The organism is Desulfitobacterium sp. (genome assembly GCF_035539115.1).
GTDB lineage: Bacteria > Bacillota > Desulfitobacteriia > Desulfitobacteriales > Desulfitobacteriaceae > Desulfitobacterium_A.
On sequence record NZ_DATLJA010000063.1, the window covers coordinates 19129 to 40802 of the forward strand.

Consider the following 21674-nt stretch of genomic DNA (forward strand, 5'->3'; position numbering starts at 1 on the left):
CGCAGGTTTACGCCTGTCCTTTTCATAAGGGCAGGCGTTTGTTGTTTTGGTACCTTGCAGAGAAGAACCCGTAAGAATATTATTATTTTGAAAAGGGAGGATTCTTCAATGAAAAAAAGATTACCTAAAATGCTTGCGGTTATGGTGTCCCTGCTTTTAATGCTTAGTTTAACAGCTTGTTCGAGTAATACGACTCAGAATTCATCGAATTCCCAACCCAAGAAAAAGGTGGGGATCCTGCAGATTGTTGAGCATCCCTCACTGAATGAAATTAGAGAAGCTATTGTCAAGGAGTTAAGCGATAAAGGATTTAAAGACGGTGAAAACATCACCATTGATTATCAGAATGCCCAGGGTGATCAATCCAACTTGAAAACGATGGCACAGAAGTTTGCTAATGGCAAGTATGATCTGATTATTGCTATTGCTACGCCTTCAGCCCAAGCGGTAGTTAGCGAAACCAAGGAAATTCCTATTTTGTTCTCGGCAGTCCTAGATCCGATTGGGGCTGGAGTGATCACTAATTTTGAAAAACCCGGTGGCAATGTAACTGGGACCTCAAATGCAGTGTCCGCTGAGAAAGTCATGGAATTGGCTGATCAAATTACGCCAAATATTCAAACCATCGGTACAATTTACAATCCAGGGGAATCCAATGCGGCATGGGTTATCCAGAGCTTAAAGGATTATGCCGCCCGAAATAATAAAAAGGTCATTGAGGCAACCGTTACGAACTCCTCCGAAGTTCAACAGGCTGCAAATTCACTTGTTGGGAAAGTGGATGCCATTCTTATTCCTAACGACAATACCGTCGCAACGGCGATGCCTATAGTTTCCCAAATCGGTATCAAGGCGAAGTTACCTGTTTACGTGACCGCGGATTCCTTAGTGCGAGATGGGGGCTTGGCCACCAATGGAATTAATTATACGACTCTTGGTAAAGAAACAGCAGATATGGCCGTTGAGATCTTAAACGGTAGAAAAGCTGGAGATATTCCCGCGCGGACTATGAGCAAGATGGATATTTACTTGAATAAAGATACTGCACAAGCATTAGGGATCACTTTTCCAGACAATATATTAAAGCAAGCGATCCAGGTTGTAGAGAAGAAATAAATTAGCTCAAATTAGGGACGGTTCTGTTGCTTCTGAAAATGAAGCAGGAGAACTGTCTTTTTTTTTAGTACCATCCTTGACGAGAAAATTGGCCTAAGCGCACTAACCACTTTGATTAGCATCTGTATTTAGGTAGTTACTTTTCTTAAGGAAAGTGTATTTTTTTATTGATGCACAAAGCTAGTAGACGTCTATCCTTTCAATAAGGGTAGGCGTTTTTTAATTCGAAGAAATATGAAAACAATAATGATATTGAGACGGATTTTATCAAGGCATTTAGTTTAGAATAAAGCATAGGGACGGTTCTTTTGCTTCCAAGGATGCAGCTTGGCTGGCGGCTTTAAAGACTAAGGAGGAATTTGTAATATAAAGTCGAATAATATTGTACATGTAATCACAAACATAAGTATTTATTTCGTGCGCTTAAAAAATATGCCAATTTTAAATAACTCATAGGAGTTGAGGTCAATGTACTTTAACTATAATGAATCTAATATGAAAAAAAATAGGGAAGTTTTTTTTGCTACGGGTTGTTTTGTTGAAGAAGAAGTAAGATCTGAAATTGCACAATCTTGGAAACGATGCCACGCAGAAGGATTAAAACATGAACTTTCTTCAATGGAGAATTCCTTAAGAAGTATTGTCGTAACGAAGGATATGTCTTATTTAAGAGATTCTGTTTTGCAGTCAATTGTAGCTTCCTTATATGAAACGTGTGATCGAAGTCGAGCAGCTTTATTTTATGCCTATGATGACGGTATCGTATTTTCTCAAAGAGGAAACGAAGATATGCTTCGCTATTTTAACGCTTTAAATATCGGAATTGGAACCTGTATAACAGAGGAAACGCTAGGAACCACTGGGGTAGCATTGATTAAAGAAGCGAATCAGGAAGCTTGGGTTGTGGGGGAAGAACATTATCTTGATATTTTATTACCTTTTGTAACCCATTGCTTTTATTCCGAGGATTTTAATGGTCGAACTTATACGCTTATAATTTTACCCAAAGACGAGTTCACAGATTTGTTTCATTTATATCTTCAACTATTTCATAAAGCCCGGAAGGCAACGCTTGAGGATTATAGGATAAATTTGGAGTTGGCGATGAAAACCAATTTGTTTATTCAATTTTTAGAAAATAAGAATCAAGGGATTCTCTTTATTGATATTTTTGGGAAGATTATTACAGCTAATTCCACATTTCTAAATTGGTTTAAAATGAAATTAGATGAAGTTAAAAATATAGATTGTCTAAAATTGTTTCCGGAGTTAGAAAAAGCCTTAACCTGTTTGCACACAGGAAACAAAATTATCTTTGAAGAAGTTTTTTTCCATAATAATCACGCCCATTCACAGTTCATGCGTATGGATGTTACGCCCATGTTTCAAGGCCTAGAAATTTCAGGGCTGATTATCACGTTATGCGATACTAGAGGTGTTCGGCGGACGGTAAATAAAATTTCAAACTCACAGGCCTATTATACTTTTGATAACATTATTGGAAATTCCAGCGAGCTCAAAGGGGTAAAGGAAAAGTCTAGAACTGCTGGTCAAAGTAATAGTTCTGTTATTATTACGGGGGAAAGTGGAACAGGAAAAGAACTCTTTGCTCAATCCATCCACAATGCAAGTATTCGGAAAGAAGGACCTTTTGTTGCCTTGAATTGTGCGGCGATTCAGCAGGAATTGATTGCGAGTGAATTATTTGGCTATGTGGAAGGCGCTTTTACCGGAGCTCGAAAAGGTGGTTCCATGGGCAAATTTGAATATGCAGATCAAGGAACTCTTTTCTTAGATGAAATTGGTGAGTTGCCTTTGTTTGCCCAAACAATCCTCCTGAGGGTTTTAGAAGAACGAACAGTTACTCGAATTGGGAGCAATGTTACGACTCCTATTGATGTTAGACTAATCTGTGCGACCAATCGAGATCTTAAAAAGATGGTCAAAGAGGGAACGTTCCGTTTAGATTTATATTATCGGATCAATGTAATACATCTCCGTTTACCTGCTTTGCGAGAGAGAATTACGGATATTCCACTTTTAGTTAATTATTATCTTGACCATTTTGATGAACAACTCGATAAAAAAGTAGAACGGGTTTCGCCAGAGGCTATGTCCTATTTGGTACGGTATCCTTGGCCAGGAAATTCAAGGGAATTAAGAAATACGATCGAATGCGGTGTAAATAATGCGATAGGACGATTTTTAGAACTTAAAGATTTGCCTTATGATATTGTTGACTACTTTGAATGCGAAGATCGTGAAGAATTCGGGCAAATTAGCAGCCAGGGAAAAGAATTTGATAAAGAGGAAAGAAAGAAAATACTTAGTTTAATGATTGAATACAATGGAAACAAATCTCAGGTCGCTGAGAAATTAGGTATTAGCAGGAGCACTTTGTATAAAAAATTGAGGGATTATCAATTAAAGTAACTATAATCAAAGTAATAAAAGTAATAAAAGTAATAAAAGTATTAAAGTCAATTAGAGGATGTAAAGAACATAAAGTTCCTTACATCCTCTTTTGCATGCATCAATAGAAGAAACCAGAAGATGTAGTTCTCTAGATTGTACAAATATGTACAAGAAGGATTGTACATATTTGTACAATATTCGACAATATAAGACGAAGACTCTGAAAAGCCCCTTGAAAATCAAGGGGCTTAAGTTGGCATGAAAGTTGCTATATATAGTGTCAAAGAGGAGGCGAAGCATAGACGAAAATGTGAAAGATATCTTATGCGTAAAGAACAGCTACCTGCCGGCAGGGCATTGGTAAAACAATACTCCAAATAATCTGGGTTATCTTTTGTTGAACATTTTTTCTTAAAACGAAAATCAATAATAATTTGGAGGTGCTAGCGTGAAAAGTTCGGAAGTTCCGAAATTTGGTCCCTTGACCGGTATCAAAGTACTGAGCTGTGGTTTGTCTACGTCTGCCCCATATTCGGCCGCAATGATGGCAGATTTTGGTGCGGATGTTATCTTCGTCGAAAGTCCGATAGTAAAAGATCAATATCGAACAACGGATTCTATGTCGTATCTGAACAAGGAACGTCGCAACCACAGGGCTATGGTTTTAAATGTCGCTAAACCGGAAGGACAGGAAGTTTTATTGAATCTCGTTAAGGATGCAGATATCTTTATTGAGAATTCAAAAGCAGGTGCATGGGATAAACGCGGCCTGGCTGATGAAGTTCTTTGGCAAGCAAATCCTAAACTCGTGATTTTGCACATCACAGGTTACGGTTTAACCGGTGATCCTGAGTATCTAAAAAGAGGCTCTTATGACGCTATCGAGCCTATATTAGAGCGAAGGAAACAGGCAAGGGCGATAGTATTGATTTATCACAATTTGAAGCAATGCTCAGTATCCAGGCGGGATTCCCCAGTGACTGGATAAATTATGGAATCGAAAGAAAACGTGCAGGGTCTGAGAGTCCTACTTTTGCTGGGTGTAAACCATACAAGTGTAAAGACGGCGAATATATCTATATCTTCTTCCTGAGTACCAATACCCTGAAAAAAGGACTGCCTTTATTAGGCCTTGAATTTGGCTCTTCTGAATTCCCAGAAGATAAATATGCTGTTTTTAAAGGAACTCCAGGCGGGGATTTACTGGATGCGAAGCTGACTGAATTTTGTGCGGAGCACACAGTAATGGATGCAGAAAAAATTCTGAATGATAATGGAATTGTGTCGAGTGCCATCGTGACTTACAAGACAATGCAAGATCATCCGCACTATAAAGCCCGTGGCGTCTTCATGGAATACGATGCATTTGAAGGCGGGAAGTTCGTGGCTCCAGCTTTATGCCCAAGGTTTAAGAACAATCCTGGTCAAGTATGGAGAAAAGCCCCCAGTTATGGATTGGATAATGAAGATATTCTTGAAGAATTGGGTTACGCTCCTGAAAAAATTAAAGAACTTTACATGAAAAACATTTTGAAGCAAGATCCAACCTGTTAATAGATTCTTATAATCAGGGTTGTCTAAAAGAGACAACCCTGGATTAACCAACCTAGAGAACACATTTATACAATCTAATTCGACGATTTTAGACAACAACTCCTAAAAAACCTTAGGAAATCAAGTAATTAGGGTTGGCATGAAAGTTGCTATATATTACAAAGAATTCGAATTGTGCCACCAGAGAATAGTGATGAAGGAGGTACATAAGTAAGCCCTCTCGTGTAAAAGTTATTGTTTGTTCAAATGGTATCCGGCTTAAATTTAGGACTAATAATATTTAGAAAGAGGTAGAAAGCTATGAGCGATAATCAAAAAAACGGTGGCTTTCATTATGCGTACGTTATTGTTATAGCATTATGTGGAATCATGGGGACGGCCGCTGCCTTGACGTTTAATGCAGCAGGCGTTTTTTATGGCCCTGTAAGCAAGGCTTTAGGGGTTGGAAAAGGAACTTTTGCCATTTACATGTCCATTATTTGTTTGGCTGCAGCTCTTACGCTGACTTTTGCTGGTAAGGTATATGCCAAAGTCAATGCCCGCACGATTTTGACAACGGCTGTAACAGTTATAGCCCTTAGCTTTTTTGCTATGTCGAGATCGACTAGTGTTTATCATTTCTATGTCATTGGTGCTTTCATGGGAGCATGCCAAGCCTTTCTGTTATATCTTGCTGTACCTACCATGATTAACCGTTGGTTCAAAACGCGAACTGGTTTCTTTTTAGGATTATGTTCGGCATTTACAGGTGTGGGTGCAGTTATTTTCAATCCCATCGCCGGGTCAGTAATTACCAATAGTGGCTGGCAGACAGCCTATTTAATCTATGCCATTGTTACCGCAGTTGTCGGAATTCCTTGCGCCTTGCTGATCAGTAGTTACCCGAGTGATAAAGGATTAAAACCCTTTGGGGATACAGGGGAGGCTGGAACTGTCACTGCTGCTGCACCGGTAACGGGAATCTCTTATTCTGTTGCGCTTAAAAGCAGTTATTTCTATATCGCACTTCTGTTCGCATTCGCTATAGCCTTTGTTACGAATATTAACGCCTATCTTCCTTCGTATGCGACCTCTTTGGGTATGACGCTGACGATTGGGGCAACAGTTGCTTCCGCCAGCATGTTCGGGAATATGTTCGGCAAGATTATCCTGGGTATCATCATTGATAAAATAAATGTTATGGCCGGTCTGGTTGTAGGGATTGCCGGCGGTATTATCGGAATGGGTATGATGATCTTCATGGGCAAAGCCGGCGTATGGGTGATTATGGTTGGCGGCTTCTTATACGGCGTCAGTTATGCCTGCAACAACGTCGTGGTGCCCATGACTATCAGAAAAGCATTTGGCAGCCGCGATTACAGCCAGATCTTTGGTAATGTTTCAATTGCGGCAGCATTAAGTTCGACCATCGGATCTTCTGCCTGGGGCTTTGTCATCGATGGAACTGGCAGCTATGCCTTAACTTTGGCTGTCGCCTGCGGGATTCTTGTCTTGGCATTCGTTCTTGGATATGCAGTTATGAGTATGACAAAAAAAGTACCGCATACGGCGGAGTAATACTTGGAACGGAGGGTTTTAATTGCTCTCAGGAATCAAGATTATTGATTTTACACGCTACTTTCCAGGACCTTTTGCAACGTTGCGTTTAGCCGACCGAGGGGCCGAGGTTATCAAGATCGAAGAGCCAACAGGGGATCCTGCTCGATTCATGGATACGATCAACGGGGAAGAAGGATGTATTTTCCGTTCTCAAAGTCGAGGTAAAAAAAGTATGGCCATTAATCTCAAGGATGAAAAACAACGTCAACAAGTTTTGAAACTCATCCGGACGGCGGATGTCGTCATTGAAAGTTTCCGACCTGGGGTTCCTAAACGGCTCGGAATTGATTATGACAGCCTAGTACAAATAAATCCTTCGCTTGTTTACTGTTCTTTATCGGGTTATGGTCAAAACACATCGATTTCTCATATGGCGGGTCATGATTTAAACTATATGGCTCTAAGCGGTGTTCTAGCTCAATTGAAAGACGCTGCAGGAGTACCTCTAAAACCCCATATTGCCTTTGCTGATTTAATTGGGGGAATCGTGGCCAGTGAGGCTATTTTGACAGGATTAGTACAAAAAGAACGAACTGGGAAAAGCGCTTATTTGGATGTATCTATAACTGATAGCATGCTTTCAATGATGGGACTTCATGTATCCCATGAATCGGCTACTCATGAAGAACATGGGATCAATGACCACGGGATCGCGTATAACATCTATGAAACAATGGACAAGCGGTATGTCACTTTAGGAGCCATAGAAGAGAAATTCTGGGTCAACTTCTGCAAAGGAGTGAGTAAGGAAGATCTCATCCCTTATCAAAAAACACTGGCCGAGTTAGATAATCCTTATTATTTAGAAATGGTGAACGTTTTTAAAAGCCGAACCTTCCGTGAGTGGGTTGAGTTTTCCTTAAAAGTAGATTGCTGTATGGCTCCTGTTTTAGAAACGAGTGAATTACAAAATTATATTTACGTCAAAGAGAGAGGCTTAATCGAGCATAAATGGGGATTGAATTATGTTTCCACCCAATATGTGCCGGGAAATTCCTTTCTAACTTCGACAGCTCCTTACCCCAAATTTAATAATCAGGAGGAATTAACATGGATTTTCGAAAGACTGAAGAACAAGAATTATTATTAGAAAGTTTAACAGAATTGATTGCTCGAGAAGTGACCGAGGCTGAAGTAAAGACATGGTATCAAGAGCACGCTGTATCCGAAAAATTCAATAAAGCATTTATTGAATCCGGATTTGGTTTTTTAGGTATCCCAGAAGAATATGGTGGTACACCAGCCGATATTACAACATTAATGCTTGTTTCAGAAGAATTAACTCGTCAAACGTGCGCCACGATTCCTCTCTTGTCTAATATTCTAAACATGTACGATATAGTCGAATTTGGAACGCCAGAACAAATCAAATTAACACTAGATATTACTAAAGAAACCGGCAACCCTGCATTTTTATTAGCTATTTCGGAACCTCAAGCTGGATCTGATAATAGCAGAATGGCAACAACAGCAGTCCGTAAGAATGGTAAAGTTTATATCAATGGAAGTAAAACCTTTATTACTCATGGTGGGGTTGCGCCGTACTCTTTAGTTTTTGCGAAAGACGAATCTTCTGATTTAGATAATAAAGCTATATCGATGTGGTTATTCCCTTCTGATACTTCTGGAGTGAAATTTGCACCCCTTCATAAGATTGGACAGACAACTTCTCAATTCTGTGAAATGTACCTGGACAAGGTCGAAATTGATGAAAGCTGCTTAGTCGGAGAACATGGTAAAGGCTTTCTTCAGTTAATGAAAAATCTTGAAGTTGAGCGCTTGTTGATTTGTTCTTTCTCGTTAGGATTAGCCCAAGCTGCTATGGATGATGCAGCTGCTTATGCTGCACAAAGAGAACAATTTGGTAAACCTATTGGTCAATTCCAACTGATTCAACAAAAGTTAACTGACATGGAAATTAAAATTATGAATATGCGCAATATGCTGTATCAAACGGCATGGAAAAAAGATAATGGAATGTCTACTAAGTTAGAGTCCGCTTTATGCAAGCGCTATTGTGCTATGACAGCAACCGAAGTATGTTCTGATGCGATGCAAATCTTTGGCGGACTTGGATACACCACAGAAACCCGAGTCTCCAGAGCGTGGCAGGATGCACGTGGATGGCAATTCGCGGGCGGAACTGACGAAATTATGGTGCATATTGCTGGAAGAGAACTCCTCAAAAAATACGCTAAATAAGAATAAACTACAACGGTAGTCAAACGTTTTGGTTTAACTCAAGGGCAGATGTTTTCATTAAAATTTCTGCCTTAAGGTTTCTATCCATAAAACCTATAGAGCAGTGGAAGAAGTCATGGGACGCTTGTAGCCCATCGATATAATATTGTATTTGAGGTGTAATTATGAATATTATTACGTGTTTTAAAGTAGTGCCGGAAGAAGACATTATCATAACTTCTAATGGAGATCTTTCTTTCGAGAGAGCAAAAATGACCATTAGTAATTACGATTTGAACAGTATAGAAGCTGGAACTCAACTTATTGAAGCGAATAGCGGAACCTTAATGGGTTTAAGTGTCGGTGGTTTAAAGATCGATGATTCGAAATTAAAGAAAAACGTCTTATCCCGTGGACCGGAAAGTTTATATATTGTGGCTGATGACAACCTAGACAACATGGATACCCATCAGACCTCGCTTGCCTTAAAAGCAGCGATTGAAAAAATTGGAGCGTATGACCTTGTTCTCTGTGGAGAAGGTTCAGCCGATTTATATGCTCAACAAGTTGGCGTACAGCTGGGTCAACTGCTTAATGTCCCCACGATCAATAGTATTAGCAAAATTACTGAAGTTGACGGAAAAGTTATCGTCGAGCGTACCTTAGAAGCTGAAGTAGAAACAATTGAACTGACTTTACCGGCTGTGGTTTCGGTGACGTCAGATATCAATTTACCTCGCATTGCGAGTATGAAGCAAATCTTGGCCGCAGGGAAAAAACCTTCAACCGTTTGGACTGCAAACGATGTCAATTTAGCCAAACCGGCGAATTCGATTGAGGTTCTGGAAACCAAAGCTCCTAAACAAGTCGATCGGAAGCAAGAGATTATCGAAGGGGATTCTGAGGAAGCGATTAAACAATTTATCGCTAAAATCTCTGGAGAATTGAAATAGAGGGGGATTAGAAATGAAAATATGGGTATTTGCTGAGAAAGAGAGTGCACTTACGGAATTATGCGGCGGTGCACGTCAGCTTGGAGATCGAGTAGAAGCCGTTGTAATTGGCACCCAAGATCAACAGGGTGTAAACGGTGCAGATAAAGTTTGGTCCATCCCAACTCAAGAGGGAGCGATGCTGGAAGATTATACGGAAACCCTAGCATCACTTGTGAATCAAGAAAAACCGGAGCTTCTGCTGGTTGCACCGACCAAACGAGGTAAGTTAATTGCCGGGCGCTTAGCCGCCATGATCGGAGCCAGCGTAATCACCGATGTTATGGAATTAACCCAAGGTGGCGAAACAAAACGGATGGTTTATGGTGGTGCTGCGATACGCAGTGAGAAAGCGGCCACGGCTACAGCCATTGCTATGGTAGGACCTGGAGTATTGGCCGTGTCACCGGAAGCTGCAACAAGTCAAGGAGAAGTGGAAACCGTCGATTTTGTTGAGCCCAAGATGAAATTGAAGCTTATCGGCAAAGAACAAAAACCGAAAGTTTCCGTTGATCTGGCTAGCGCCAAACGCGTGGTCGGCGTTGGCCGAGGTATAGCTCAAGCCGAAGACATTGCTATGGCTCGCCAGTTGGCAGAAGTGATTGGCGGAGAGGTTGGTTGTTCCCGACCGATCGCTGAAGGGGAAAAATGGATGCCTAAAGAGTGTTATATCGGAGTATCCGGCTTAATGCTGGCACCCGAAGTCTATTTTGCCTTGGGTATTTCCGGTCAAGTTCAGCATATGGTGGGCGTCAACCGTTCTAAAGTCGTTATCGCTATTAATAAAGACAAAAATGCACCGATCTTTAAACAAGCGGATTATGGTCTTGTAGCAGACCTATATAAAGTGCTTCCTGCTTTGATCGAACAATTAAAATAGGTTTAATGATCAGGGTTCTGGAGAAAAAGGCGAAAAAACTGGTCTTCAGTTTTTTCGCCTTATATCCAAGATCTACTTTTCCAAAGAGAACCGAAAGGATGTTTGAAAATGTCTGACGATAAATTTGATGCCATTATCGTCGGTGGCGGAATAGCCGGTACCGTCGCCGCTTATTTATTGGCTAAAGAAGGCTTGGGCGTGTTGCTCATTGAACGAGGCAATTACGCCGGGAGCAAAAATATGACAGGAGGACGAATTTATAGCCATAGTCTGGAAAAAATCATGCCGAACTTTGCCCAGGAAGCTCCGATTGAGCGGAAGATCACTCGGGAAAAGATCAGCCTGATGACGGATGAAAGCAATGTCACCCTTGATTATTACTCTGATCTGTTAGGCGTTCAGGGCAGTGACTCGTATTCCGTATTGCGCGGTGTCTTTGACCAGTGGCTGCAAGAAAAAGCCGAAGAAGCCGGTGCAGAAATCATCGCCGGAATTCGCATTGATGACTTAATTGTCCGGGATGGGAAGGTCTGTGGGGTTATTGCCGGGGAAGATGAGCTCGAAGCAGATATTACGATTTTAGCTGACGGGGTGAACTCTCTTCTAGCCCAAAAGTTAGGTTACCGGGGTGAATTAAAACCGGATCAAGTTGCGGTAGGCGCGAAAGAAGTGATTGAATTACCTTCCTCAGTCATCGAAGACCGCTTTAATTGCCGAGGAAATGAAGGAACCGCTTGGTTGTTTGCTGGAACTCCCTCTGCAGGACGGGTTGGCAGCGGATTTATCTATACGAATAAAGAGAGTATTTCCTTAGGTGTCGTCAGTACGCTCAGTGATTTAGTCCAAGGGAACAAATCCGTGCCTCAAATGTTAGAGGATTTTAAAAATCATCCCGCCATTGAACCTCTAGTCAAAGGGGGAAAACTCATCGAGTATTCCGGTCACCTCGTTCCCGAAGGCGGACTGGCGATGGTTCCCAAAATAATTGGGGATGGAGTATTGGTTGTCGGAGATGCAGCCGGTTTTTGTCTTAACCTCGGGTATGCGGTTCGGGGTATGGACTTTGCGGTCGGTTCAGCAGAATGTGCCGCGAAAGCCGTACTGGCTGCCAAAGAAGCCCGGAATTTTAGTGAAGGTTTTCTCCAATGTTATCAATCCTTCTTAAATGAAAGCTTTGTGATGAAAGATTTGACTCACTACCAAAAATTCCCTCACTTCTTAGAAGAGACGCCTCGGATTTTTGACGGATATCCACGCATGGCGGCGGATATGATGGCAGAACTGTTTGTGATGAACGGTCAGCCCGCACAGCCTCTGATGAAAAACATGATGAAGCATATCAAGAAAGTCGGAATGCTTAACCTGGCTAAAGATGCCTGGAAAGGAGTGCGTTCTCTATGAGTACAGTTAATGTGGACCAAAAGCTCGGTTTGAATAAATTTTATGTCGATGAAGAAAATGCCCATAGTGTTTTAAAGTCAGGGGACATCGATATGAAAGAATTTCAAAAGTTAATGCTCGTTTGTCCAGCAGGCCTCTATAAGTTAGATGAAAAAGGAAACATCCATTTCGATTATGCCGGTTGTCTCGAATGTGGAACCTGTCGAGTGCTATGCGGTAAGACGATTTTAGAAAAATGGGAATTTCCTGTAGGAACATTGGGTGTAGAGTTCAGATGGGGTTAATAATCTGGGGATCAAGGGAATCTAGAGAAAAAGTGAGGGATGGGAATGTGTACAGAAGAAACATTCCAGGGCCTTCTGGATTACTGGGGAGAGGAAACGCCTGATCGAGAGGCTATTTTTGATGGACTACGGAGAATGTCCTATCGGGAACTGAAAGAGGAAACCCAACAACTCGCAGCTGCTCTGTCACAGTTACACCTCCAAAAAGGAGATAAGGTTCTGACCTTTATCCCGAATTGGCATGAATTTATGGTTCTCTTTTTTGCCTTAGCCAAACTTGGGGCCGTCCTCATCCCCTGTAATTTCGCCAGTGAAAAAGAAGAAATAAGCGATCGTTTACAAAAAATTAAGCCTAAAGCGGTTTTTGTGGCTCGTCAGTCTCACTTGACCTGGTTACAGGCATATGAAGATTCTTCTGCCATAATTACCGTTCGGTTTGAGGAAGAAGGGTACTTATCCTTCTCCAACCTCTTAAAATCAGGGAGAAATAGAAAGGTTGAGACCGTCGAAATTAATCCTTACGACGATGTTTTTGTCATTATGTTTACTTCAGGGTCTACGGGATGTCCCAAAGGGGTAGAGCTGACCTACGAGAATCTATTTCATGCCGCTAAGAATATTGGGTATCGACTCGAATGTACGGGTCAAGATACGTTTCTCGTCCCCATGCCGTGCTGCCACATGTTTGGCATAGTAACAGGAATGTTAGTACCTTTCTTCTTCGGTGGAAAAATTGTATTGCTGAACAGATTCAGTCCTCAGAAAGCTTTGGCTCTTATTGAACAGGAAAAAATTACGGTTATTTATGGTGTACCGACCATGTTTATACGGGAATTGCACGAATATAGTCAGAACAAAACAGATGTCAGTTCTTTAAGAACTGGAATTATTGCAGGCGCTAACTCTGATGAAAATATACTTCTAAAAATCCGCTCTGAATTTGATTGCGATGTCATGGTGGCCTACGGTTCCACAGAATCAGTAGCTGTTTCAATGACGAGTTTTCAAGATGATATCGATACGCGCATCCAAACCGTAGGTCGCCCTTATGACGGAGTGGTAGTCAAAGTGGTGGATGACAATGGAGAAGCGGTCGAACCGGGAGAAGTAGGAGAATTGGTGTGTAAAGGCTTCGGTGTAATGAAGGGTTATTATCTTATGCCGAATGAAACCGCGAAAGTGCTTGACGATAAGGGTTGGTTGCACACGGGAGATTTGGCGACTGTAGATCAATTAGGGTATATCAGGATTGTCGGCAGAAAGAAAGATATGATCATTCGCGGAGGATATAATATTTATCCTGCAGAAGTTGAAAAAATCTATTATGGTCACCCCGCTGTCCTAGAAGTCTGTGTTCTGGGAGTACCTCATGAAGAATTAGGGGAGCAAACGCATGCCTTCATCCAATTAAAAGAGAACAGTCAAGAAACGGAAGAATCCTTAAGAGAATATGCCAAAGGGAAAATTACCAAATATAAGATCCCTGATCGTGTGGTTTTATTAAATATAATGCCCAAGTTGGAAAATGGGAAAATCAATAAAAAAGTAATAGAACAAACATGTTTCCTCACATGTTGAAACCCGTAATGTGGATCTGGCTGTTAATTTGGAAGTACTGACTTTCAATAGAATGTCTTCTTTATAATCCTCGCCATGTTTCGGGTCTCAACAGTTCGTCACGGTTCTGCTCAAGGACATTGGTTAAGGTCGCGAGTAAGGCATCTTTTTCTTCGGGAAGGTGGGCTTTGAGTGTAAGGTAATTCGAAGCGTGATTACTTCGGTAAACACAATTATGGACATCAAGATGCTGAATCATAAGCTTAAGTTCTTCAAGGGTTTCCCAGGGATTAAGGAGCTTGAACGTTCCTGCTGCCACTTGCCGTCTGAGAGGAGCTTCGGGTTCGAGTATCAAGGTTAAGGTCCCGAAATATTGGGGATCGATGGCATTCACGACTTTAGCTGTTTCCAGCGCATGTTCTTTTGTATATTCCGTACCCCCAAGACCTGAGATAACCGTGCAAGATAAAAGAATACCACTGGCAACAATACGTTGCCCAGCCGTGATCATTTCCTGAGGGGTCACGCCTTTTTTTATTTGCTTAAGAACCACAGCACTGCCGCTTTCGATGCCTAAGTAGACGATTTGCAATCCATATTGTCTGAGGAGGGTTAATTCCGCAGAAGATTTTGCTAAGATATCCAAGGGTCCGCCATAAATGCCTACCCGTTCTAGGCGCGGAAACCTTGCATAAAGTTCCTTGAGAAGATCCACTAAAAGTTCGGTGTCTAAGGTGAGAGCATCCCCATCGGCAAGAAAAATTCGTTTGGCTAAGGGGTATAAAGCGACTCCTTCCTCGATTATTTCCGCTATTTCTTCGCGATTCTTTTGACGGTAGGGCTTGCCTTTATACATGCTACAAAAGGTACATTGATTATGCTTGCAGCCCACCGTAACTTGGAGGATAAGGCTAGAGGCTTCACTGGGTGGACGATAAATATTTCCTTCATAAAACATGACGTTTACTCACTCCTCTTTGGAAGATTAGGGACGGTTCTTCTGCTTCCATTCCACTTCAATGAGGAACAGAAGGAATAACCCAGCGACAAGTGGCGAGAATTCTTGAGGTTTCGATAAATCTGGTTTTTAAAGCATAGTAGTTATTTTGAAGCAAAAGAACCGTTCCCAAAACTCTTCTTAAATACCTTAATCAGTTCATTGATGATGAGCGGAACGAGAGAAAAGCCAAAGACTAAGCCCCAATCCCGGAATGAAAGCAACTGAACCTTAAAGGCGCTTGAAAGGAAAGGAATAGAGATCACTCCAAGTTGGAGGATCAGACCGACGATTATGGCTCCAATTAGATACTTATTTGAGAACAAGCCAACTTTTAAGATTGTTTTTGTAGCGCTTCTCATGCTTAAAGCATAAAAGAGTTGTGAAGCAGCAAGCACAATAAAGGACATGGTCCGGGCATAGGTTAAAACTTCTTCAGGGATCTTTTTTGAACCTAAGCTATAGCCATATTCAGTGAGCCCAAAGTTGAAAGTAGCAAGGGTTAAAATGCCAATCAATGTACCGCCGATGATCGCTCTAGTTCCAGCTCCTCGGGCAAAAAAGCTCTCTTTCGGGTCTCGAGGTTTCAGCTTCATCACATCTTTATCCCCAGGATCAACCCCCAAGGCAATTGCCGGAAGCGTATCGGTAATTAAGTTAATCCATAAAATCTGAGTAGGAAGGAGAGGAACGGGCCAGAAGAAGAGAACGGATGCAAGGATCGTGATAATTTCTCCCAAGTTACAGGAAAGTAAAAAGACCACCGATTTTTTGATATTATTATAGATATTTCGTCCTTCTTCAATCGCATGAACAATGGTCGAGAAGTTATCATCTGTGAGGATCATGTCGCTGGCACCCTTGGCAACATCAGTACCGGTGATCCCCATGGCGACTCCGATATCGGCAGTCTTAAGGGAAGGAGCATCATTAACCCCATCACCAGTCATGGAGACGATGTTACCCTGGGCTTTGTAAGCTTTGACGATTTTTACCTTATGTTCAGGGGAAACGCGCGCAAATACTCGATAGTTATTGATTCGTTTGGCAAATTCTTCATCAGAGAACTCATCTATTTCGGCACCGGTCAGGCTCTGCCCGAGGGATTCAGCAATTCCCAATTCCTTGGCGATGGCTACGGCTGTATTTTTATGGTCTCCCGTGATCATAACCGGGGTAATACCTGCGATTTTAGCTTCTCTGATGGAATCCTTAACCTCGAGACGGGGTGGGTCGATCATGCCCACGAGACCAATGACCGTCAAGTCTTTTTCCATTTCTTCAGGGGCGAGAATCTGATCTGTATCTTTAAAGGCTGCACCGAGGACTCTTAAGGCATCATCAGACATTTTTTCGGCAATGTTTAAATACTCATTTTTCATGGCTTCCGTTAAAGGAACGACTTTGCCGTCAACCAAAGCCTGTATGGATATTTTTAAAATATTGTCGATAGCCCCTTTGGTATGAATGCGATACCTATTTCCTTCTTCTTCGTTAAGAGTTGACATAAGCTTGCGGTCAGAATCAAAGGGCTTTTCCCCAGCTCGTTTATATTCAGAGTTCAAGGTTCGTTTGGAAAGGTTATAGCGGTCCCCTAAAACGACGAGAGCAATTTCAGTTGGATCTCCGGTTCCTTCTCCATTTTCATAGGTTGCATCAGAACATAAAACAAAAGACTTTAGTAATTCGCGCGTGTCTTTATCGGCCTCGAATCCAATTCCTTCAGGCGGAACATCTTTCAGGTTATTGAAGGTGTAGTGTTTAACAACGGTCATTTTATTTTGAGTCAGAGTTCCTGTCTTATCAGAACAGATGATATTAACTGAACCCAAAGTTTCGACAGCTGGAAGCTTCTTAACGATGGCATTGATCTTCGACATTTTCGTCACGCCGAGGGCTAAAACAATGGCAACAATGGCCGGTAGTCCTTCGGGAATGGCTGCCACAGCTAAGCTAATTGCAGTTAAAAACATTTCGAATAAATCTCTTTTTTGGAAAAAGGCAACGACAAAGATCAGAACACAGATGCCGATCGCTAGAAATCCTAAAATCCTGCCCAGCTCATCCAATCTTTTTTGGAGGGGAGTCATTTCTTCAATATCTTCATCGAGTATTTTGGCAATCTTACCGATTTCTGTTTCCATTGCCGTCGCAACGACAACCCCTTCACCTCTTCCATAGGTCGCAAGCGTTGACATAAAGGCCATATTGGATTTATCCCCAAGGGGTGTTTTAGGATCTTCCAGTATATCATTAGCATCTTTTTCGGAGGGTACAGATTCTCCAGTTAAAGCGGATTCTTCGATTTGAAGATTTACGCTTTCAATAAGCCTTAGGTCAGCAGGGATGTATCGTCCCGCATCAATTACAATAATGTCTCCAGGTACGATTTCTTCAGAGTTAATTTCTTTAACTTCACCATCACGTCGAACTAGGGAGTGTGGAGTGGTCATTTGTTGAAGGGCCTCAATCGCTTTTTCAGCCTTATACTCTTGGATGACCCCAATAACTGCGTTTAAGATAACTACGATGAGAATGATGACGGCATCAACATATTCCCCAATAAGCAGGGTAATGACGTCTGCACCGAGCAGGACATAGATAAGCATATCTGTAAGTTGGGCAAAGAATAAGGAAAAAAAGCTTTTCGGGGGTTTGCCCTTCAGTTTATTTTCACCGTATTTCTTAAGTCTAGCCTGTGCGTCCACAGTTGTAAGGCCTCGGGTTGGGTTCACATCAAGTTCTTTGAGAACGTTTTCTTGTGATTTGGAAAACCACATCCACAATCACCTCTCCGCTTCACTTATGATAGGGTTAACCGTATCAATGATGATGTTAAGTTGAGGGCTATTTTGTACAATTCTTTCGGAAACTAGCTTACATATCTCTTTATAGTCGGTTTTCTTTATCGATGAAGGGACAAATAAATCAAATATCGTATTCGTACAATTTAAGCCTTTCGTTGTCCGGAGATTTTTGACGCTGAATTGCTCATTGATTTCATAAACACGATTCGTGATAAAGACTTTAATCTGTTCGTTTTTTTCGATATCAGTCGAGATCGGATCGATGTGAATCACGATATTAATCCCCAGCTCATCGGAGATTCTTTTTTCTAGGTCATCAATGATGGCATGCGCTTCGACGATATTGATTGTATCGAGAACTTCGGCATGAATCGAGGCGATTATTCTACCTGGACCATAATCGTGGATTTTTAAATCATGGGTGCCAACGATATATTGTCCTTCGCGAACCTTTGAATTGATGGTGTGAACAAGTTCAGGATTAGGTGATAAGCCCATTAAGAGATTGACAGTGCCTTTGGCTATTTTAAAGCCGGTATAAAGGATTAAAAACGAAATAGCTAATCCAACGATGCCATCAATCGAAAAAGGAATAAAATGCTCTAAGATTGTGGTAGCAATGACTGCGCTGGTAGCAATAACATCGTTGAGACTGTCATAGGCGGTTGCTTTATTGATACTCGAATTGATTGTTTCGCCAATATATTTATTGTAGAAAAACATCCATACTTTTACGAGAACCGAAAGAAAAAGAATGAGCATCAATATCGGACTAAATATTACTTTCTCAGGAGCAAGAATTTTACTAAAGGAGCTTTTGAGTAATTGAAAGCCTACGGAAAAAATAATAAAGGATACAATTAAGGAAGCAATATATTCGATTCGGCCATGTCCGAAGGGATGCTCAGGATCTGGAGGAAGGTTGCTCATTTTTGCGCTGATGATCGAAATTAGAGATGAACCTAAATCCGAAAGGTTATTAAAAGCGTCAGAAATAACAGCGATACTATGGATCAGTGAACCAATCGTTAGTTTAATAATAAAAAGTAAGAGATTACAAATTACTCCTAAGACGCCACCTAATACGCCATAAGCTTCGCGCACCTGTTTGTTATGTATAGCCTCGTAATCTTGAATAAAAGATCGAATGATGAATTTTATCATATCTACCCTTCAAAATGTTTAATGACCATCAATAGCGCAAATAACGCAGAAATCGGCTTCTAAAGACGCTTTAATATTGTCCCTTTACTAATATTAAGGGAAAGGCTTTGTAAGAATTAAGGAAATGGATTACTTTAAGAAGATGTTTGCTTTTATTTTATCACATTAGGATAAAAAGAATTCTAAATACTGGTTAATTTCATACACGAGCATCAGGGCATATTCTGATGAAAATAGGAGAGAGTTTCAGCGTAAACTCGAAAGATATCGTCGAACTGAGATAAGGATTCCTGCGAAAAGATTGTTAAAATCAAAACCCTCCTTGCTTAACTTGTCGCTTGACAGTAAGAAAGGAGGGCTTTTCATCTTTCTCTTAAGACAGTCTCTATCATACTTCGTGTGTTGATTCGAAAGGCATTGAGGGGTTGCTCAGATTGAATTTCTTCGTTGCGGAATGCATCCTCATATTCTAATAGAATTTTTTCTGTACCATAGCCCAATTCAGAATAGTGCAGAATAAAATATCGGCTTTCCTCGGCGGCCTCAAGACAATTATGCCAAAAGTTTGGCATAATTGTCTTGAGTTTCCACCTCTGACATTATAAATGTTGTCCATTCAAATTTTTCACTTTCTATCGATGATTATCTTTTCGTCAAATCTCAATTGTAAAATATATTTTGATTCTATCATAACGATACGAGAACATCAATTTTTGAAGGAGAATTAAGTCAACGTCCTCTTCTTGTCTTACTTTAAGCGAACTTTAAGTTTCCACTCAGTTAAGATTAAGTTTGATCCAGTAAAATAACCTCAGTACAAAGTCTGGTTGGAGGTTATATGTTAAAAAATAGGAATTGCGTTAAATTATTTCTGGATGTTGTGATTGGCATGATTTTTACTTTACTATTCAATGTAAGAGTTCTCGGAGGATTGGCTTTTCACGAAGTTGCGGGAGTAGGAATTGGTTTAGGCTTTTTAGTGCATATCCTACTTAACTCTCAATGGGTCAAAGCAGTAACGCTCAAGTTTTTTGACCGTAAACTACCAGGAAAAACACGCTTGGGTTATTCCCTGAACCTTTTACTTCTGATTTCGATGAGCGTTATTATTGTAAGTGGACTGATGATTTCCAAGGTTATTTTTCCAGGTTTTCGTGCAGTGGATCAACGGTGGTTCTATGTTATCCACCTCGGTGTTTCCTATCTCACTCTCGCCATCGTGGGAATGCACGTCGGACTTCATTGGCAATGGATCGTAGGCATGATGAAAAAAGTATTTAAGGTTCAATCATCGAGTCTGCTACATGTACTGGCCAAGGTTGCCTTGGTTTTGATTATCTTTTTTGGTGGATTCCAAATTTTCGAAACTCAAGTCGCTCCCCAAATAGCTCAGATCGGAACAACGCCGATCATCAATTCGGAGCAAACGCTACCCGAGGGCTTTAAGGGGCAGATCGAGAGAAAAGGTCTCAACGGAGAAAATCGTGGAGTAAGACCTGGTGGAGAAAGAGACGTTCATAGCGAGGGCGTCGGTGAAGACGGGAGGAAAGGTGGACTCAGAAGTGCCAATCCTGCGGGAATCATTCTTACATTCTCTGGGATCATCGGGGTAGTGGCCTTCATCACGTATTCTGGAGAAAAGATGTTGATGAGAAGAAAGCTTAAGTTTAGAGAATCGCTATAGGCCTATTGTCGATCCTAGTTCTTCCAGAAATATCGTTTCGATGAAATCGTGTTCAATCTTCCCGAAGCTTTTATGGGTCGCTTTGATCCAGCCAAAACGATCCCGTTCCTCATTGGGTAAATGGACGATGGCTATTTTCTGGGGATTGATGTATTCCTTGATTACTACACGAGCTGAGGGGAGCGCGATATAAGGAAAAGGAGCAATGAACCAATCAATTTTAGTACGCCTGAGATTTTGTCCGTCGTAATTCTCGCGAACGGGGCTGGCATCACCAACGTGCAATATGCGTAAGCCATATTCAATCAAATAGGAAAAATTGCGGACATCGTCATAGCTTTTTCCCGAGTGAAGCATCGAGAGAATCCGAATATTTATTCCTTTTACGGTGAGCATTTCGGCATGATGAAGTGCGGTTTTGAGTTCTATTAAATTATGTTCTAAATTCATGATTCCCGTATCAGGGGCATCATTATCTGAAGCATACGTTTTGATTTTTGAGATGACCTCGGAGGTTGAAAGAATTATCGTATTTGGATTTCGCTTTCGAAATTCATGGATACTGATTGGATCAAAATGATCACTATGCTGGTGAGTGATAAGCATAAGATCAATGTTATCAAAAGGGGGCATACCCCCTTTTATTTTTGCACTAATTTCAGCAGGAGGATTTTTGTAAAAGGGTTGGTTAGGATCACATAAACCATCAATGAGTATCTTTTTATCCTGAAGCTGGATTAGGACGCCAGCGTTTGATACATAGGTCATAGTATTTATACCTGTTACGAGATGATTTTTTAACATAACACGCTCTCCTTTACAGGGTTGGGGAGATGGATTTCGATAAGACTGCTCAATTGCATGCTCGACTGGTCTGCAACTTGTATTCGAGATCCGCTAAGGAAATCCTCCTAATATCACACGGAAGATACCCTTACTATGAATACATAGGGCCTTAGCGACCGTTAGAATAAGCTAATGTTGATCTTGGATGTTTGTCGATGAAGCAGGGAGTGCAGTGTTGATTATCGGCGGTATCTTAT

The 21674-nt window shown here is 41.2% G+C and carries 17 protein-coding genes; 13 read left to right on the forward strand and 4 right to left on the reverse strand.

Going from position 1 to position 21674, the window contains the following annotated elements; all coding sequences use genetic code 11:
- Positions 1–108 precede the first annotated feature (108 nt).
- The 12 genes from VM640_RS11120 (at position 109) to VM640_RS11175 (ending at position 14000) form a co-directional block, all read left to right on the forward strand.
- Positions 109–1116, forward strand: a complete 1008-nt coding sequence (locus VM640_RS11120) for an ABC transporter substrate-binding protein (RefSeq protein WP_325392189.1) — start codon at positions 109–111, stop codon at positions 1114–1116.
- Positions 1117–1584: 468 nt separating this feature from the next.
- Entirely contained in the window at positions 1585–3549 is a 1965-nt protein-coding gene (locus VM640_RS11125) for a sigma-54 interaction domain-containing protein (protein WP_325392191.1), read from the forward strand.
- 430 nt (positions 3550–3979) lie between these two features.
- Complete coding sequence (locus VM640_RS11130) at positions 3980–4519, forward strand: CoA transferase (RefSeq protein WP_325392193.1); 540 nt, start codon at positions 3980–3982, stop codon at positions 4517–4519.
- Positions 4456–5085: a CoA transferase gene (locus tag VM640_RS11135; RefSeq protein WP_325392253.1), complete on the forward strand. Its 630-nt coding sequence runs from the start codon at positions 4456–4458 to the stop codon at positions 5083–5085. The genes VM640_RS11130 and VM640_RS11135 overlap by 64 nt, the downstream gene beginning before the upstream one ends.
- 300 nt (positions 5086–5385) lie before the next feature.
- Positions 5386–6642, forward strand: a complete 1257-nt coding sequence (locus tag VM640_RS11140) for an MFS transporter (protein ID WP_325392194.1) — start codon at positions 5386–5388, stop codon at positions 6640–6642.
- A gap of 22 nt (positions 6643–6664) precedes the next feature.
- Positions 6665–7774, forward strand: coding sequence for a CaiB/BaiF CoA transferase family protein (locus tag VM640_RS11145; protein ID WP_325392195.1), 1110 nt, complete (start codon positions 6665–6667; stop codon positions 7772–7774).
- Complete coding sequence (locus VM640_RS11150; RefSeq protein WP_325392196.1) at positions 7735–8886, forward strand: acyl-CoA dehydrogenase; 1152 nt, start codon at positions 7735–7737, stop codon at positions 8884–8886. Before VM640_RS11145 ends, VM640_RS11150 begins: the two co-directional genes overlap by 40 nt.
- 164 nt (positions 8887–9050) lie before the next feature.
- Entirely contained in the window at positions 9051–9818 is a 768-nt protein-coding gene (locus tag VM640_RS11155) for an electron transfer flavoprotein (RefSeq protein ID WP_325392197.1), read from the forward strand.
- A gap of 13 nt (positions 9819–9831) precedes the next feature.
- A complete protein-coding gene (locus tag VM640_RS11160; RefSeq protein WP_325392198.1) occupies positions 9832–10737 on the forward strand; it encodes an electron transfer flavoprotein subunit alpha/FixB family protein in 906 nt (301 codons plus the stop codon).
- Between the two features lie 108 nt (positions 10738–10845).
- Positions 10846–12138: an FAD-dependent oxidoreductase gene (locus VM640_RS11165; protein ID WP_325392199.1), complete on the forward strand. Its 1293-nt coding sequence runs from the start codon at positions 10846–10848 to the stop codon at positions 12136–12138.
- On the forward strand, positions 12135–12422 hold the full coding sequence (locus VM640_RS11170) for a ferredoxin family protein (protein WP_325392201.1): 288 nt from the start codon (positions 12135–12137) through the stop codon (positions 12420–12422). Before VM640_RS11165 ends, VM640_RS11170 begins: the two co-directional genes overlap by 4 nt.
- 45 nt (positions 12423–12467) lie before the next feature.
- Positions 12468–14000, forward strand: a complete 1533-nt coding sequence (locus VM640_RS11175) for a class I adenylate-forming enzyme family protein (protein WP_325392203.1) — start codon at positions 12468–12470, stop codon at positions 13998–14000.
- Between the two features lie 61 nt (positions 14001–14061).
- On the opposite strand, the gene VM640_RS11180 is transcribed toward VM640_RS11175, so the two are convergent.
- The 3 genes from VM640_RS11180 to VM640_RS11190 form a co-directional block, all read right to left on the reverse strand.
- The gene (locus VM640_RS11180; RefSeq protein ID WP_325392205.1) at positions 14062–14937 is read right to left on the reverse strand and encodes a radical SAM protein; all 876 of its coding nucleotides are present in this window, start codon (positions 14935–14937) and stop codon (positions 14062–14064) included.
- Positions 14938–15080: 143 nt separating this feature from the next.
- The gene (locus VM640_RS11185; RefSeq protein ID WP_325392206.1) at positions 15081–17756 is read right to left on the reverse strand and encodes a cation-translocating P-type ATPase; all 2676 of its coding nucleotides are present in this window, start codon (positions 17754–17756) and stop codon (positions 15081–15083) included.
- Between the two features lie 6 nt (positions 17757–17762).
- A complete protein-coding gene (locus VM640_RS11190; RefSeq protein WP_325392208.1) occupies positions 17763–18947 on the reverse strand; it encodes a cation diffusion facilitator family transporter in 1185 nt (394 codons plus the stop codon).
- Positions 18948–19785: 838 nt separating this feature from the next.
- Between VM640_RS11190 and VM640_RS11195 the strand changes: the two genes are divergently transcribed.
- Positions 19786–20631: a DUF4405 domain-containing protein gene (locus VM640_RS11195; protein ID WP_325392210.1), complete on the forward strand. Its 846-nt coding sequence runs from the start codon at positions 19786–19788 to the stop codon at positions 20629–20631.
- Here VM640_RS11195 and VM640_RS11200 read toward each other — a convergent pair.
- Positions 20626–21435: an MBL fold metallo-hydrolase gene (locus VM640_RS11200; RefSeq protein WP_325392212.1), complete on the reverse strand. Its 810-nt coding sequence runs from the start codon at positions 21433–21435 to the stop codon at positions 20626–20628. The two genes, VM640_RS11195 and VM640_RS11200, sit on opposite strands and share 6 nt — an antisense overlap.
- Positions 21436–21674: the final 239 nt, after the last annotated feature.